At 72.7% G+C, this 15,656-nt stretch carries 15 protein-coding genes; 4 read left to right on the forward strand and 11 right to left on the reverse strand.

Translation table 11 applies throughout. The features are described 5' to 3' along the window. Window positions 1-213: 213 nt before the first annotated feature. The 3 genes from ACFWFZ_RS23080 to ACFWFZ_RS23090 all read right to left on the reverse strand — a co-directional run bounded on the left by ACFWFZ_RS23080 (window position 214) and on the right by ACFWFZ_RS23090 (window position 3,305). Window positions 214-1,371, reverse strand: a complete 1,158-nt coding sequence (locus tag ACFWFZ_RS23080) for an ROK family transcriptional regulator (RefSeq protein WP_387124678.1) — start codon at window positions 1,369-1,371, stop codon at window positions 214-216. A 100-nt stretch (window positions 1,372-1,471) separates the two neighbouring features. Further along, a complete protein-coding gene (locus ACFWFZ_RS23085; RefSeq protein WP_387124679.1) occupies window positions 1,472-2,122 on the reverse strand; it encodes a response regulator in 651 nt (216 codons plus the stop codon). Window positions 2,123-2,126: 4 nt separating this feature from the next. Then, the gene (locus tag ACFWFZ_RS23090; RefSeq protein WP_387124680.1) at window positions 2,127-3,305 is read right to left on the reverse strand and encodes a sensor histidine kinase; all 1,179 of its coding nucleotides are present in this window, start codon (window positions 3,303-3,305) and stop codon (window positions 2,127-2,129) included. A gap of 108 nt (window positions 3,306-3,413) precedes the next feature. Between ACFWFZ_RS23090 and ACFWFZ_RS23095 the strand changes: the two genes are divergently transcribed. From ACFWFZ_RS23095 to ACFWFZ_RS23105, 3 genes are read left to right on the forward strand one after another with little or no spacing between them, the layout of a single operon-like run. After that, window positions 3,414-4,325 carry an ABC transporter ATP-binding protein gene (locus tag ACFWFZ_RS23095; protein ID WP_387124682.1) on the forward strand — a complete coding sequence of 304 codons (912 nt, stop codon included), beginning with the start codon at window positions 3,414-3,416 and terminating at the stop codon, window positions 4,323-4,325. Between the two features lie 28 nt (window positions 4,326-4,353). Further along, complete coding sequence (locus ACFWFZ_RS23100; RefSeq protein ID WP_387124683.1) at window positions 4,354-5,103, forward strand: ABC transporter permease; 750 nt, start codon at window positions 4,354-4,356, stop codon at window positions 5,101-5,103. 40 nt (window positions 5,104-5,143) lie between these two features. After that, window positions 5,144-5,578, forward strand: a complete 435-nt coding sequence (locus ACFWFZ_RS23105; RefSeq protein ID WP_387124684.1) for a hypothetical protein — start codon at window positions 5,144-5,146, stop codon at window positions 5,576-5,578. 501 nt (window positions 5,579-6,079) lie between these two features. On the opposite strand, the gene mug is transcribed toward ACFWFZ_RS23105, so the two are convergent. From mug to ACFWFZ_RS23130, 5 genes are all read right to left on the reverse strand, one after another. Beyond that, on the reverse strand, window positions 6,080-6,622 hold the full coding sequence (gene mug / locus ACFWFZ_RS23110) for a G/U mismatch-specific DNA glycosylase (protein WP_387124740.1): 543 nt from the start codon (window positions 6,620-6,622) through the stop codon (window positions 6,080-6,082). Next, entirely contained in the window at window positions 6,619-8,052 is a 1,434-nt protein-coding gene (gene purB / locus ACFWFZ_RS23115) for an adenylosuccinate lyase (RefSeq protein WP_387124685.1), read from the reverse strand. Before purB ends, mug begins: the two co-directional genes overlap by 4 nt. Window positions 8,053-8,123: 71 nt before the next feature. Further along, window positions 8,124-8,906, reverse strand: a complete 783-nt coding sequence (locus tag ACFWFZ_RS23120; RefSeq protein ID WP_387124686.1) for an SGNH/GDSL hydrolase family protein — start codon at window positions 8,904-8,906, stop codon at window positions 8,124-8,126. An 89-nt stretch (window positions 8,907-8,995) separates the two neighbouring features. Further along, on the reverse strand, window positions 8,996-10,021 hold the full coding sequence (locus tag ACFWFZ_RS23125; protein ID WP_387124687.1) for a hemolysin family protein: 1,026 nt from the start codon (window positions 10,019-10,021) through the stop codon (window positions 8,996-8,998). Further along, window positions 10,018-11,361: a hemolysin family protein gene (locus tag ACFWFZ_RS23130; protein ID WP_387124688.1), complete on the reverse strand. Its 1,344-nt coding sequence runs from the start codon at window positions 11,359-11,361 to the stop codon at window positions 10,018-10,020. Before ACFWFZ_RS23130 ends, ACFWFZ_RS23125 begins: the two co-directional genes overlap by 4 nt. Before the next feature lie 237 nt (window positions 11,362-11,598). Here ACFWFZ_RS23130 and ACFWFZ_RS23135 point away from each other — a divergent pair, with 237 nt between their 5' ends. Beyond that, the gene (locus ACFWFZ_RS23135) at window positions 11,599-12,042 is read left to right on the forward strand and encodes a GNAT family N-acetyltransferase (protein WP_387124689.1); all 444 of its coding nucleotides are present in this window, start codon (window positions 11,599-11,601) and stop codon (window positions 12,040-12,042) included. A 194-nt stretch (window positions 12,043-12,236) separates the two neighbouring features. Here ACFWFZ_RS23135 and bioD read toward each other — a convergent pair whose 3' ends face one another. The 3 genes from bioD to bioB are packed head-to-tail and all read right to left on the reverse strand — an operon-like array spanning window position 12,237 to window position 15,579. Beyond that, window positions 12,237-12,980 (reverse strand): dethiobiotin synthase, encoded by a 744-nt coding sequence (gene bioD / locus ACFWFZ_RS23140; protein ID WP_387124690.1) that lies wholly within the window; start codon window positions 12,978-12,980, stop codon window positions 12,237-12,239. 9 nt (window positions 12,981-12,989) lie between these two features. Further along, entirely contained in the window at window positions 12,990-14,312 is a 1,323-nt protein-coding gene (locus ACFWFZ_RS23145) for an adenosylmethionine--8-amino-7-oxononanoate transaminase (RefSeq protein WP_387124691.1), read from the reverse strand. Next, the gene (bioB, locus tag ACFWFZ_RS23150; protein ID WP_387124692.1) at window positions 14,305-15,579 is read right to left on the reverse strand and encodes a biotin synthase BioB; all 1,275 of its coding nucleotides are present in this window, start codon (window positions 15,577-15,579) and stop codon (window positions 14,305-14,307) included. The genes ACFWFZ_RS23145 and bioB overlap by 8 nt, the downstream gene beginning before the upstream one ends. Between the last annotated feature and the right edge of the window lie 77 nt (window positions 15,580-15,656).

The raw sequence follows: 15,656 nt of genomic DNA on the forward strand, positions 1-15,656 counted from the left end.
CGCCCGCGCGGCCGGGCCGGGCGCGGCCCCCCCCCCCGGGCCGCCCCCCCGGCCGTCCGGCTTTTCCAGGGGCGGGGGCCGTGGGGGTCAAAGGGCTGTCGAGGCCGAGGGGGCGTGGGGTGCCTGGCCACGGGCCGCTGGGCCCCGGGGTGCTACCGGATCGGGCTCCGGGCTGCGCCATGGGTGCCCGGCCGGGCCGGGCTGCGCGTGGTGTCAGCGGCGGCGGGCCGTGACCGTCTTCTCCACCGCGAAGAGCTCCTCCTCGACATGGTCGAGTGCGAGCCGGAGGGCACCGGTCGCCACCGCGGCCTCGCCGAGCAGTGACAGGGCCACCCGCGGCGGGCGCAGGCAGTACCGCTCCAGCTCCCGGCGCAGGGGTTCCAGGACGCCGTCCAGGCCGGCCGCCCAGCCGCCGACGACCACCAGCTCCGGATCCATCGCCAGGACCAGCGCCGCCACGTCGTGCACCAGACGCTGCAGGAACCGCTCGACGGCGGCGACCGCCCGCTCGTCGCCCTGCCTGGCCTTCGCGAAGACCTCGGCGACGGCCGGCTCGTCCAGCGGGTGCAGAGGCTCGCCCGTGGTCGACAGCAGCCGCTCGGGCGTCGCCTCGCGGCCCAGCAGGTGCAGGGCGCCGATCTCCCCGGCCGCCCCGCCGAACCCCCGGTGCAGTCGGCCGCCGATGAGCGAGCCCGCGCCGGGACTGAGCCCCGCCATCACGAACACCATGTCTCCGGTGTCCCGCGCGGCCCCCTTCCAGTGCTCGGCGACCGCCGCCGCGTTGGCGTCGTTCTCCACCTGCACCGGGCAGCGGAACGAGCGCCGCAGCCGGTCCCCGAGCGGCAGCCCGGTCCAGCCGGGCAGGGCGGTGCCGAGGCGTACCGTGCCGTCCGCCTCCACGATGCCGGGGCTGCCTACCCCGACCGCGCGCAGGGAGTCCCGCGGCACGCCGGCGCGGCGCAGCAGATCGGCCACGGCCGCGCGTACCCGCTCCAGCCGTTCGTCGGCGGAGGCCGTCTCGGCGACCTCCTTGGTGCCGGCGCCGATGATGCGTCCGTCCAGCCCGGACAGCAGCACCGCGATCCGGTGCGAGCCGATCTCGATGCCGAGCAGGTGCCCGGCCTCGGCCCGGAACCGGAACCGTCTCGCCGGCCGTCCCTGGCGCCGCGCGCCCTCCTCGGCCTCGGCCTCGACGACGAGCCCGGTCCCGATCAATCCCTCCACGACCCCCTCGACGGTCGGCCGGGAGAGCCCGGTCAGCCGTGTGAGGTCGGTGAGGGTCGGCGACCCGGCCGTCCGCAGTGCTCGCAGCACCACCGCGGAATTGATCCGCCGGAGCAGAGAGGGGTCCCCGCCGGTCAGCTGCCCCAACGTGTGTCCTCCCAGCTAGCGAGCTTGTCAGCCGGATCGTACTGCGCGTCGGGTGCGGCTGCGAGAAGCAGCCCCCCATCGGCCGGAGCCGGCCTTCCTGTCAGGCGGGTGAGACGAAGCCCGACTCGTACGCCGTGATCACCGCCTGGGTGCGGTCCCGCGCTCCCAGCTTCGCCAGGATGGCGCTGACGTGGGACTTGACTGTCTCCGTCCCGACGATCAGCTCGGACGCGATCTCCACATTGGTGATTCCGCGCGCCATGAGCCGCAGGACCGCCTCCTCCCGCTCGGTCAGGGCGGCCCGCTCCAGTACCGCCCGCGCCTGCCGGTTGCCGTACTCCGCGGCCAGGGCCCGTACGGCCGCCGGGAAGAGCAGCGTCTCGCCCTCCGCCACCAGCCGTACGGCGTGCACGATCTCCGAAGGTTTGGCCCGCTTCAGGAGGAACCCGTCCGCTCCGGCCCGCAGCGCCTGGTAGACGTACTCGTCGTTCTCGAAGGTGGTCACCACGAGGATCTTCGGCGGGGAATCCACGGTCCGCAGCACCGCACGGGTCGCCTCGATCCCGTCGAGCAGCGGCATCCGCACGTCCATGGCCACGACGTCCGGCCGCAGCTGCCGTACGAGCGGGATCACGGCGGCGCCGTCGGCCGCCTCACCCACCACCTCGATGTCGGGCTGGGCGTCCAGGACGGCGCGCAGACCCGCGCGGACCAGGGGTTCGTCGTCGACGAGCAGTACGGTAACCGGCATCCCGTCAGCGTATTCGCTCCAGCGGAAGCCGTGCGCGCACCCTCCAGCCTCCCTCGTGCAGCCCGGTCTCGGCCTCCCCGCCGAGCAGCGCGGCCCGTTCGCGTATCCCGCGCAGTCCGCTTCCGCCGCTGAACGTCACGCCGGGGCGGTCCGGCAGGGCGTTCGTCACCTCCAGATCCAGCCGGCCCTCGGCCATCTCCACCCGCACCCGGACCGGTACGGGCCCGCAGTGGCGCAGCACGTTGGTGAGCGCCTCCTGCAGGATCCGGTACCCCTCCCGGGTGACCGGTCCCGGCAACTTCGCCAGTGGCCCCATCAGTTGAGCGTCCACCTCGGAGCCGGACGCCCGGGCCGACTCCAGCAGCCGGTCGGCCTCCGCCAGTGTCGGCCGCTGCGAAGGCGGCTGCCCCGACTCCCGCAGCACGCCGAGCACCCGTTCCAGGTCCTCCAGCGCGGCTCTGCCCGTCTCCTCGATGGCGCACAACGCCCGGTCGGTGAAGGTGGGATCGCCCGCCGCACGCGCCGCCCCCGCCTGCACGACGGCCACGGTCAGCGCGTGCCCGATCGAATCGTGCAACTCCCGTGCGATCCGTGTCCGCTCCAGCAGCTGCTCCGTCCGCTCCTCCAGCGCGCTCAGCCGCTCGGCCGCCGAAGGACTGAGCAACCGTGTGGCGGCAGCCGTGATCAGTTCGCCGAGCAGGACCACGACGACCATGAGGACGACGAGCGGAACGGGCGCCAACAGTGCGGCGACCCAACGGCGCTCCGGTATGAACGGCGCCAGGGGGTCGGGATCGAGGGAATGGCCGAGCGCCGTCGCGATGAGTTCGACGGTCATCGCCGGCATCCAGACGGTGGCGGCCACCGCTCCGATCGCGATGACCATCCGTGTCTCCAGCCACAGCACCGTCCGCCAGCGGTCGCCCCAATGCGCCGACGGCGCCAGGCTTATGGCGCCCTCGGCCGAGCCGTGGTCGTTCGGCGTGAGCAGGAACTGCGCCTGGAGCCCTTCCGCGAGCCGCACCCAGGGCACCAGCCCGAAGGGGAGGACGAGCAGCATCGGTCCCCACGGCCACTCGGGAACCACGAACATCCATATGGCCAGCAACAGCAGCGGCACGCAGAGGTGCAACCAGCGCGAATACGTCACTGGTCGGAACGGGGCCCGCAGCAGTCGGTACATGCCCCCATGGTCGCAGCGCGCCGCTGGGTGCCGTCTCCCCCATGTGGGGGAGACGGCACCCTCGCATGGGGGAGGGAGGAGGGTGGGGCGGGCGGCGAATCTTGAGCCATGAACAGCATCGAGATCCGAGAACTGACCAAGGCATACGGCTCCCACCGTGCGGTGGACGGCCTCACCTTCGATGTCCCGCCCGGGCGGGTCACCGGATTCCTTGGCCCCAACGGCGCCGGGAAGTCCACCACCATGCGCCTGCTGCTGGGCCTGGACCGGGCTACCTCCGGCACGGCCACCATCGGCGGCCGGCGCTACCTCGACCTGCCGGACCCGCTCCACCGGGTCGGCGCCCTCCTGGACGCACAGTCGGCGCACGGCGGGCGCACCGCCCGCGACCACCTCCGCTTCCTGGCCGCCGCCGGCCGCATCCCGGTACGCCGGGTCGACGAGGTCCTGGAGCAGGCCGGCATAGCCTCCGTGGCCCGGCGGCGGATCAAGTCCTTCTCACTCGGCATGCGCCAGCGCCTCGGCATAGCCGCCGCGCTGCTGGGCGATCCCGGGGTGCTCCTGCTGGACGAGCCGACCAACGGGCTCGACCCCGAGGGCATCATCTGGATACGCGAGTTGATGCGCGGACTCGCCGCCGAAGGACGCACCGTGCTGGTCTCCAGCCACCTGATGTCGGAGACCTCCGCGTTCGCCGACCACCTGGTCGTCCTCGGCAACGGCAAGCTGCTGGCCGACACGTCGATGGCGGAGTTCATCGACGCCCGCAGCACCCGGAGGGTGCGCCTGCGCACCTCCGATCCGACCCGACTGCGGGCCGCCCTGGCCCGGGACGGCTTCGACCTGGACGAAGCCGACTACGGGCGATGGACCGTGGAGGGCATACAGGCCGAGCAGCTCGGCAACCTGGCCGCCCGTGAGGGCATCCCCGTACTGGAACTGTCGGACGAGCGCGCCTCACTGGAGCAGGCCTACCTCGATCTCACCGCCGATCACGCGCAGTTCACCGCAACCCACTGACTCTCCCGAGCCCTCAGGAGGCACCGCCATGCGCGCCGCTCTGCCCACCGTCCCCACCCTGCACTCGGAATGGATCAAGATACGGTCCCTGCGCGGCACCCTCGGCGGGCTGATAGCCGTCCTCGCCGCCACCGCCGGCATCCAGGCGCTGACGGCCGCGGCGATCGGTCAGGCCGAGGAGGGCAGCATGGGTTCCGATCCGCTCTTCGCCGCCTACTACGGCATCTCCTTCGGCCAGATCGCCGCGATGGTCTTCGGCGCCGGCGCCGTGTCCAGCGAGTTCCACAACGGCGCTCTGCGCACCTCCCTGGCGGCGGTGCCGAACCGCACCCGCTTCTACCTGTCGAAGATCGCGACAGTGGGCGTCCTGGCCCTGCTGACAGGTCAGGTCACCGGGCTGGCCACGTTCGTGGCAGGGCAGGCGTTCATGGGGCCGTACGCCCTGGAGCTCGGCCACCCGGGCACCTACCGCGCCGTCGTCGGCAGCGGCCTCTACCTCACGCTGACGGCGTTGTCCGCAGCCGGGCTGACCGCCGTACTGCGCAGCGGGACGGTCGTGCTGAGCCTGCTCATACCCTTCGTCCTGCTGGTGTCCTTCGTCATCGGCGAGGCCGCGGGCGGCGCGGCCCAGTTCCTGCCGGACCGCGCCGGGCAGTTGGTGCTGCACTCCCGGATGGAGGGCGACCTCGGCCCCTGGACCGGTCTCGGCGTGATGGCCCTGTGGGCGGGTGCCGCCGTCTTCGCCGGTTGGGCGGCGGTGCGCCGCAGGGACGCGTGACGTCAGGCCAGTTGTCAGTGCTGCTCGGGATACTGGCGGCATGACCACGGCAGAGCACCTCGACACGATCGACCGGCTCCTGACGAAGGAGTTCCCCCAGGAGCCGGTCCGCACCGTCGACAGCAGCAGCGGTCCGGGCTTCCACCTGGCGCAGCTCTCCCGGACACCGCACTTCTGGGACGACGGCTCGGGCCGCATCGAGGCCGCCGACCAGGTCAGCGCGGAGTACGGGGCGCTCACCCAGGCCGCGACCGACCGGTGGGGAGACCCGCAGATCTTCAGCTTGGGGACGCTGAGGGACCGCGTGTTCGAGGGGGAGGAGATACCGCAGCCATGGACCGACCTGAGCACCAGCACCGACCACGTCCAGCTCTGGCAGGCCGGAGAGCGCTGGCTGGTGGCCTGCGTGACACAACGAGACAGCGAGGACCCCTACGTACTGACAGCAGCGGTCACCGTCGTCGACCCGCCCTGAACAGCGATACACCAGGGCGTTGTGCACGGGCGGAGCCATAACACCGATTGCGGTCGAACTCCGAGCGCTGCGTCGCCCTTGGGTGCTCGCGCCGCACCACAGCAGGTGGCCACGGCCGTCGCCGACGAAGGTCCGTGGTCCGGGCCGGGTTGACCCCGGGCCGGGGGACCTGGGTCTCGGCTCCGTCGATCCGCAGCCGGTTCCGTCGGCCGCGCGCAGGTGGACCAGGCTGACCAGCCGTCACGGCCGCCCACAGTCTCGCGGACCGAGGCGCGGTCTCGCACCGTCGCAGGGTCAGGCCTTCGCCGAAGTGCTCGCCGTCGCTCCTGGCAGGACCTGGACACCGAGCTGGTTGGCCGCAAGGGCTGACGAGACGCACTGCCGCGGGGACGGCGCGGTCGGGGTCGGGTTCCTCAGGTTCTACGAGGACGAGTCCCCGAGGGGTATCAGGTCGAGAGCGAGCAGGTCGGATGGCCGGAGTGAACTCGGCTCCCGGGGTCGTCAGGCCGAGGGAGCCGCGGCCTGGCGGAGGCGGGCGTACTCCTGGGCCATGGACTCGGCGGTCCAGTGGGCGTTGAGGCCGCTGGGGTTGGGGAGGGCCCAGATGCGAGTGGAGCCGATGGTGCGCTCCTGGGGGCCGATCTGCGCCTTCCGCTCGCCGAAGGCCGTGCGGTAGGCCGTGACTCCGACGACGGCCAGCCACTGGGGGCGCAGCAGTTCCACCTTGGCCGTCAGGATGCGGCCTCCCTCGCGGAACTCCTCGGCGCTCAGCTCGTCCGCGCGGGCCGTGGCGCGGGCCACGACGTTGGTGATGCCGAGGCGGTAGGCCAGGAGTTCCTCCTGCTCCGCGGGCGCAAGGCGGCGCGGGGTGAAGCCCGAGAGGTGCAGGACCGGCCAGAAGCGGTTGCCGGGGCGGGCGAAGTGGTGGCCCGTCGCGGCGGAGAGGAGACCGGGGTTGATGCCGCAGAACAGCACACGCAGACCGCCCGCGACCACGTCCGGGAGGACGCGGTCGCGGGCGGCAGCCAGCTCTTCGGGGGTCAGAGGATTGACCCCGGCGCGTATCCGGCGGCCTCGGGGTGCTGCTTGGCGATCGCCTCGATACGGGAGACCACCGCCCCGACCTGGTCGCCCGCGGCGCCGGTGAAGGACAGCTTGTCCGCCATCAGCGCGTCGAGCTGCGCCCGGTCCAGCGGCATCCGCTCGTCGGCGGCCAGCTTGTCCAGCAGCTCGTTGCGCTCGGCGCCCTGCTCGCGCATGGCGAGCGCGGAGGCGACCGCGTGCTCCTTGATGACCTCGTGGGCGGCTTCGCGGCCCACGCCGGCCCGCACCGCGCCCATCAGGACCTTGGTCGTCGCGAGGAAGGGCAGGTAGCGGTCCAGCTCGCGGGCGACGACCGCGGGGAACGCGCCGAACTCGTCGAGGACCGTCAGGAAGGTCTCCAGCAGGCCGTCGAAGGCGAAGAAGGCGTCCGGCAGGGCCACACGGCGGACCACGGAGCAGGAGACGTCGCCCTCGTTCCACTGGTCGCCGGCCAGTTCGCCGGTCATCGAGGCGTAGCCCCGCAGGATGACCATCAGGCCGTTCACGCGCTCACAGGAGCGGGTGTTCATCTTGTGGGGCATCGCGGACGAGCCGACCTGGCCGGGCTTGAAGCCCTCGGTGACCAGCTCGTGGCCGGCCATCAGGCGGATCGTCTTGGCGATCGAGGACGGGGCGGCGGCCAGCTGCACCAGCGCGGTGACCACGTCGTAGTCGAGCGAGCGCGGGTAGACCTGGCCGACCGAGGTGAAGGCGTGGGCGAAGCCGAGGTGGGTCGCGATCCGCTGCTCCAGGTCGGCCAGCTTGGCGGCGTCGCCTCCGAGCAGGTCGAGCATGTCCTGGGCGGTGCCGACGGGGCCCTTGATGCCGCGCAGCGGGTAGCGGTCGAGGAGGTTCTCCAGGCGGTCGTAGGCCACCAGCAGCTCGTCGGCGGCGGTGGCGAAGCGCTTGCCCAGGGTGGTGGCCTGCGCGGCCACGTTGTGGGAGCGGCCGGCCATGACCAGCTCGGCGTGCTCGCCGGCCAGCTTGCCGAGGCGGGTGAGCACGGCGACCGTACGGTCGCGGGCCAGCTCCAGCGAGAGGCGGATCTGGAGCTGCTCGACGTTCTCGGTCAGGTCGCGGGAGGTCATGCCCTTGTGGACATGCTCGTGGCCGGCGAGGTCGTTGAACTCCTCGATGCGGGCCTTCACGTCGTGCCGGGTGACCTTCTCACGCTCGGCGATGGAGGCGAGGTCGACCGATTCGAGGACGCGCTCGTAGTCGGCGAGGGCCTCGTCCGGGACCTCGATACCGAGGTCCTTCTGGGCGCGCAGCACGGCGAGCCACAGCCGCCGCTCCAGCGTCACCTTGTACTCGGGGGACCACAGGACGGCGAGCTCCGCGGAGGCGTAGCGGCCGGCCAGGACATTGGGGATGCGGGGCTTGGCAGTCACGTGTAGGGATTCTACTTGGGCCGCCGCTGTGTGTTTACGCAGGTCGGGCCACCGCTCGTGATTGTGCCTTGCTACGAGAGCGGGGCGTCCCCGTACGGCTGCAGTTCGGGGCGCTTGGCCGCGCGGCCGTCCCCCGAGGAGCGGCCCGTCAGACGGCGGCCGATCCAGGGCAGCAGGTGCTGCCGGGCGAAGCTCAGGTCCTGCGACCGGCGTACCGTCCAGCCGGGCGGCTCTGCGACAGGCAGTTCGGTGCGCCAGTCCAGCTCCGAAGGCAGGCCCAGGGTCTGCCAGACGGCCTCCGCCACCCGGCGGTGGCCTTCGGGCGTCAGGTGCAGCCGGTCGACGTCCCACATCCGGGGGTCCGCGAGGACGGGAGCGCCGTAGAGGTCCACCACGAGCGCGCCGTGCCGGGCGGCGAGCTCGTCGATGGTGGCGAAGAGCTGCTCCATGCGGGGACGGAAGCGTTCCATCACCGGCCCGTTGCGCCCGGGGGAGCGCATCAGGACGAGCTTCCTGCAGGAGGGCGCGAGGAGTTCCACCGACGCCTCCAGGTGGTCACGGACCCGGCCCATGTCCACCTTGGGGCGCAGCGCGTCGTTCAGCCCGCCCACCAGAGTGACCACGTCGGCGCCCATCGCGGCCGCCGCGGGGACCTGGTCCTGCGCGATCTGCCCGATGAGCTTTCCGCGGACCGCGAGGTTGGCGTAGCGGAAGCCCGGCTCGTGCGCGGCGAGACGGGCGGCCAGCAGGTCGGCCCAGCCGCGGTAGGAACCGTCGGGCAGGAGGTCGGACATTCCCTCGGTGAAGGAGTCGCCGACCGCGACGAAGCTGGTGTAAGGCGCATTCATCTCCATGGCGGAGTGATGTTACCGCGCGGTACCCCGATCCTGCCGGCAGGGCCGGGGCACCGCGCCTCGAAGCGCTCGAAGCGCCCGGCGGAGCGTTACGCGGAAGCCGGCCTTCCGAACAGCTCCCGCAGTACGTCCTCCATCGTCACCAGGCCCGTCATGGCGTCCTCGGTCCCCAGGACCGCCGCCAGGTGGGTGCGGCTGCGCCGCATCGCGGTCAGCACGTCGTCCAGTGGCGTCTCCGCCCGCACCTGCGCGATCGGCCGCAGCGCCGACGCCGGGAACGGCTCCTCGCGCGACTCCTCGTCCGCGTCCAGGGCGTCCTTCACATGCAGGTAGCCCAGGATCCCGTGCTGCGCGTCGACCACCGGGAAGCGGGAGTACCCGCTCTCGGCGGACAGCCGCTCCAGCCCGGCCGGAGTGATGCCCTCACGGGCCGAGATCACCCGCTCCGCCGGCAGCACCACGTCGGCCACGGGCCGCCTGCCCAGCTCCAGGGCGTCGTGCAGGCGCTCGCTCGCCCGGTCGTCGAGGAGCCCGGCATCACTGGAGTCCTTCACCATCCGGGCCAGCTCGTCGTCCGAGAAGGTCGCCGCGACCTCGTCCTTCACCTCCACCCGCAGCAGCCGCAGCAGGACGTTGGCGAAGGCGTTGATCGTGAAGATCACCGGCCGCAGCGCCCGGGTGAGGGTCACCAGCGGCGGCCCCAGCAGCAGTGCCGTGCGCACCGGCTCGGACAGCGCCACGTTCTTCGGCAGCATCTCGCCGAAGAGCATGTGCAGGTACGTCGCCAGGGCCAGCGCCACCACGAAGGAGACGGCGTGCGTCAGCCCGGACGGCACCCCGACCAGGTCGAAGAGCGGTGTCAGCAGATGGGCGATGGCCGGCTCGGCCACCACACCCAGAACCAGCGTGCACAGGGTGATGCCGAGCTGCGCCGCCGCCATCACCGCCGACACGTGCTCCAGCCCCCACAGGACGGCTCGGCCCCGCCGGTCGCCCTGCTCGGCGTACGGCTCGATCTGGCTGCGCCGGACCGAGATCAGTGCGAACTCCGCGCCGACGAAGAAGGCGTTCACGACCAGGGTCGCCAGGCCGATCAACAGCTGGATCACGGTCATCGCGCGTCCTCCGTCCCGTCGGCGGACCCGGCGGACCCGGCGGGCGCGTGCAGCAGCACCCGCGCCGCCCGGCGCCCGATGTCGTCCACCACGTCCAGCCGCCAGCCGTCCAGCTCCAGGCTGTCGCCGACGGCCGGGATCCGGCCCAGCTCGGCCGCTATCAGGCCGGCCAGGGTCTCGTACGGGCCGTCCGGCACCCGCAGCCCGATCCGGCGGAGCTGGTCGGTGCGCGCGGCGCCGTCGGCGGAGTAGAGCTGCCGTCCGGAGTCGTCCGTACCGGCCGGGGCGAGGTCGGGGGTCTCGTGCGGGTCGTGCTCGTCGCGCACCTCGCCGACGACCTCCTCGACGATGTCCTCCAGGGTGGCGACACCCGCCGTGCCGCCGTACTCGTCGATGACCACGGCCATGGTCTGCTTGCCGGACAGCCGGTCCAGCAGCCGGTCCACGGTCAGCGACTCCGGTACGAGGAGGGGCTCGCGCAGGAGCTGCGACACCGGGCGGCGGCGCCGCTCCTCGGCGGGCAGCGCCAGCACGTCCTTGATGTGGACGGTGCCGACGACGGTGTCGAGGCTTCCGCGGTAGACGGGGAAGCGGGACAGGCCGGTGGCCATCGTCGCGTTCGCCACGTCCTCGGCGGTGGTCTGCACGTCGAGGGCGGTGACCTGGACGCGGGGGGTCATCACGTTCTCCGCGGTCAGGTCGGCGAGGTTCAGGGTCCGGACGAACAGCTCGGCCGTGTCCTTCTCCAGGGCCCCCTCCTTGGCGGAGTGCCGGGCCAGGGCGACCAGCTCCTGCGGGGTGCGCGCGGAGGCGAGCTCCTCGGTCGGCTCCATGCCGAAGCGGCGCACCAGGTGGTTCGCGGTGGTGTTGAGATGGCTGATCAGCGGCCTGAAGGCCCGGCTGAAGACCCGCTGGAAGGTCGCCACCCGCTTGGCGATCACCAGCGGAGAGGAGATCGCCCAGTTCTTCGGGACCAGCTCGCCGACGACCATCAGGACGACGGTGGACAGCACGGTCCCGAGGACCAGGGCGGTGGAGGACGCGGCGCTCGCCGACAGGCCCATGGCGTCGAACGGCCCCTGGAGCAGGGCGGCGATCGACGGCTTGGAGATCATGCCGATGACCAGGCCGGTCACGGTGATGCCGAGCTGGGCGCCGGAGAGCTGGAAGGTGAGGGTGCGGACCGCCGCAAGGGCGCTGTCGGCACCGCGCTCACCGCGCTCGACCGCCCGCTCGAGCTCGTTGCGCTCGACGGTCGTGAGCGAGAACTCGGCCGCGACGAAGACTCCGCAGGCAAGGCAGAGAAGCAGTGCCACGACGAGCAGGAGGACCTCGGTCATCGGTCGATCACCTCCGTCCCATGATCGGCCAGGAGGAGGGGGAGCGCGCGATGTCGCGGACGCGGCCGTCGCGGACGCGGACGTCGTGAGGCGGGATGTCGTGGACTGGGAGGCTCGCCCATGGGCGGACGCTCACACACCTTTCACTCAAGAGGGACAGTGGCCACATGGTAAAGGACGAGCAAAGCGGGTGGATCGGCCGTTGGGCGGAGCGCGGCCGGGTGATGGGATCGGGACATGGGCGATCTTCACATCGGGCCCGCGTCGGCCGACGACCTCAGTGCCGTACTGGACTTCTGGAAGACCGCCGCGGAGGGGACGAGTATCAGCGACGACCTCGCGGGCGTCGAGCGACTCCACGAGCGGGACCCGCGGGCGCTGCTGCTCGCACGCTGCGACGGCGAACTCGTCGGGACCGTGATCGCCGGGTTCGACGGCTGGCGCTGCCACCTCTACCGGCTCGCCGTGCACCCCGGGCACCGGCGGCGGGCGATAGGCACGGCGCTGCTGGCCGCCGCCGAGGAGCGGTTCGCCGCGCTGGGCGGGCGGCGGGCCGACGCGATGGTGCTCGACCGCAACGAGCGGGCGCACCCGGCGTGGGAGGCGGCCGGGTACGGACCGCAGGAGCAGTGGACGCGCTGGGTCAAGCGGATCGGCTCGCCGCCGGTGCCGCGCTCCTGAGGGGCGGAGCTTCGGCCCCGGCGGGAGCGGGTGAGGCGGGACACGGGGCTCCGGCCCCGGGCCCCGCACCTCAAGCGCCGACGGGGGCCGGAGTGGCGGGGCTGGAGGTGCGGGGCCGGAGTGGCAGGGGCTGGAGGTGCGGGGCCGGAGTGGCAGGGGCTGGAGTGGCGGGGCTCCGCCCCGCGCCCCCGGTGTCAGGCGCCGGCGGTCGTGTAGGCCGGCGGGGACCAGGTGGTGAGGAAGGACTCCGCCGACCAGGTGCCCGACAGGGACGGCGCCAGCCAGGAGGCGGCCGCGGCGCGGAAGCGCTCCGGCGCCAGCGTCCCCGAGCCCTCCGGGACCGCGCCCAGGAGCGGCAGCCCCGAGGACTTCGGGAGGTCCGCCAGATTGCAGCGGGCCGCCAGGTCCGGGGAGTGCGGCCAGCTCCCGACGACCACGCCCAGCGGGGTCAGTCCCCGGACCCGCAGGGCCTCCGCCGTGAGGGTCGTGGAGTTGAGGGTCCCCAGACCCGCCGGGGCGACGATCAGCGTCGGGGCGTCCAGCAGCCGCGCGGCGTCGGCCAGCGTGTGGCCCGCCTCGTCGAACCGCACGAGCAGTCCGCCCGCACCCTCCACCAGGACCAGATCGTGGTCCTCGGCCAGCCGCCGGGCGGCCTCCGCGATCTGCGCCGGGGCCAGCGTCGGCAGCCCCGCGCGCCGGGCGGCCGTGTCCGGGGCCAAGGGCTCCGGATAGCGGGCCAGTTCCCTCGTGGTCACGGAGGGGCCCGCCAGCCGCACCACCTCCGCAGCGTCCCCCGGCTCCTGCGGGCCGACACCGGTCTGCGCCGGCTTGAGCACCGCCACCGAGCGGCCCGCCGCGACGGCCGCCGCCGCGACGGCCGCGGTGACCACGGTCTTGCCGATCTCCGTGCCCGTCCCGGACACCATCACTACGGACATCTGGCCTGCTCAGCCTTCCTGGGCAGCCGCGCACACCGCGCGGCAGATACGGTTCACGTCCGCGTCGCCCGTGACGAACGGCGGCATGACATAGATGAGGTCCCGGAAGGGTCTCAGCCACACGCCCTCGCGCACCGCCGCCCGGGTGGCCGCCGCCACGTCGACCTCGTGGTCCAGCTGGACCACGCCGATGGCGCCGAGCACCCGTACGTCCCGCACGCCGGGGATGCCGGCCGCCGCCGACAGGCCCTCGCGCAGCCCCGACTCGATCCGCTTGACCTCCACCGCCCAGTCCTGGCCGAGCAGCAGCTCCACGGAGGCCAGCGCCACCGCCGTGGCCAGCGGGTTCCCCATGAAGGTCGGTCCGTGCGCGAGCACCGGGACCTCGCCCCGGGAGATCCCGTCGGCCACCCGCTGCGTGCACAGGGTCGCCGCCAGCGTGAGGTAGCCCCCGGTCAGGGACTTGCCCAGGCACATCACGTCCGGGGTGATCCCCGCGTGGTCGGCCGCGAAGAGCGCGCCGGTGCGGCCGAAGCCCGTGGCGATCTCGTCCAGGATCAGCAGGACGCCGTACTCGTCGCACAGCTCGCGCAGCACCCGCAGGTGGCCGGGGTGGTGGAAGCGCATGCCGCCCGCGCCCTGCACCACCGGCTCCACGATCACCGCGGCCAGCTCGTCCGCGTGCGCGGCGATCATGCCGCGCAGGTGGTCGGCGTACGCGGGATCCACGGGCGTGTCGAAGCCGCCGGGCGGCGCGTCCGCGAAGACCTGCCGCGGCAGGTGGCCCTGCCACAGCTCGTGCATGCCGCCCTCGGGGTCGCAGACGGCCATGGGCTGCCAGGTGTCCCCGTGGTAGCCGCCGCGCCAGGTCAGCAGCCGGGTCTTGCCCGTGCGCCCGAGCGAACGCCAGTACTGCAGGCACATCTTGACGGCGACCTCGACGGCGACCGAACCCGAGTCGGAGAGGAAGACGTGCTCAAGCCCCGCCGGGGTGATCTCGACGAGTTTCGCGGCGAGCCGGACGGCGGGCTCATGGGTGAGCCCGCCGAACATCACGTGCGACATTCGGCCGAGCTGCGCGGTCACGGCCTCGTTGAGCACCGGGTGGTTGTAGCCGTGGATGGCCGACCACCAGGAGGACATGCCGTCGACCAGCTCGTCGTGGCCCTCGCCCTGGGACGGGTCGGCGAGCCTCAGCCGCACCCCCGCAGCGGAGTCGATGACCAGTGGCTCCTGCCGCCCGGGCATCGGGCCGTACGGGTGCCAGACGTGCTGCCGGTCCAGCGCGAGCAGGTCCGCGCCGGCCGACCGCGGGTGGGGCTGATCAGGCATTGGGGGCGATGTCCGTCCCCGCGCCGCGGCGGCGCACGGCCACCAGATCCGACCGGAGCGCACCGGGCTCGGCCTGCGCCGGCTGCGCCGGCACCGGCGTGGCCTCGGCGTGCGCGTGGCCCGAACAGCCGCCGCACGCCGAGCCGCAGCCCGTGGCCTCGTCCCCGGCCGAAGCCGCGCCCGCGCCCTCGCCCGAACCGCACAGCGAGGCGCCGCCGCCCGAACCGCAGCCGCCGCCCGAGGGGGCCGCGTCCGCCAGGTCGGAGCGGTGCGCGGGGAGGGTCGTCGTACCGGCGCCCTCCACCTCGAAACCGGCGTCCGCGATCATGTCGAGGTCCGCCTGGCCGGCCTGGCCCTCACTGGTGAGGTAGTCACCCAGGAAGATCGAGTTGACGATGTTCAGCGCCAGCGGCTGCAGCGAGCGCAGGTGCACCTCGCGCCCGCCCGCCAGCCGGACCTCGACGTCGGGGCAGACGAACCGCGCCATCGCCAGGATCCGCAGGCAGCGCTGCGGGGTGAGGTTCCACTCCTTGGCCAGCGGAGTGCCCTCGAAGGGGATCAGGAAGTTGACCGGAACCGAGTCCGCGTCCAGCTCGCGCAGCGAGAAGACCACGTCGACGAGGTCCTCGTCGGTCTCGCCCATGCCCGCGATCAGGCCGGAGCAGGCCGACAGGCCCGCCGCGTGCGCCTTCTCCACGGTGTCCACGCGGTCGGCGTAGGTGTGGGTCTTGGTGATCTGGCCGTAGGTGGCCTCGGAGGTGTTCAGGTTGTGGTTGTAGGCGTCGGCGCCCGCCTCGCGCAGCTTCTCCGCCTGGCCGTCCGACAGCAGGCCGAGGCAGGCGCACACCTCGATGCCCTCGTTCTGCTCCTTGATGGCCTCGATCGTCTTGCCGACGCGCTCCACGTCCCGGTCCGTCGGACCGCGGCCGCTGGCGACCAGGCAGACCCGCTTCGCCCCGCCCGCGACGCCCGCGGCGGCGGCCTGGGAGGCCTCCTCCGGCTTGAGCCAGGTGTACTTGAGGATCTCGGCCTTCGAGCCCAGGCGCTGGGAACAGTAGGAGCAGTCCTCCGGGCACAGGCCGGACTTCAGGTTGACCAGGTAGTTCAGCTTGACCCGACGCCCGAACCACTGGCGGCGCACCTTGCCGGCCGCGGCCACCACGTCGAGCAGTTCGTCGTCAGAAGTCGCCAGTACGGCGAGCGCTTCTTCGCGGGTCGGCAGCTCGCGCCGCAGCCCCTTGTCCACCAGGGTGTTCAGCAGGTCCATGGACCAGATCCTGTCCCACGCGACCCATCCCGGCCAAGGAGAGATCGCACAACATGGCCGGATGGGTGTGTGTGTAT

It is taken from the genome of Streptomyces sp. NPDC060232 (genome assembly GCF_042726555.1).
Lineage (GTDB): Bacteria > Actinomycetota > Actinomycetes > Streptomycetales > Streptomycetaceae > Streptomyces.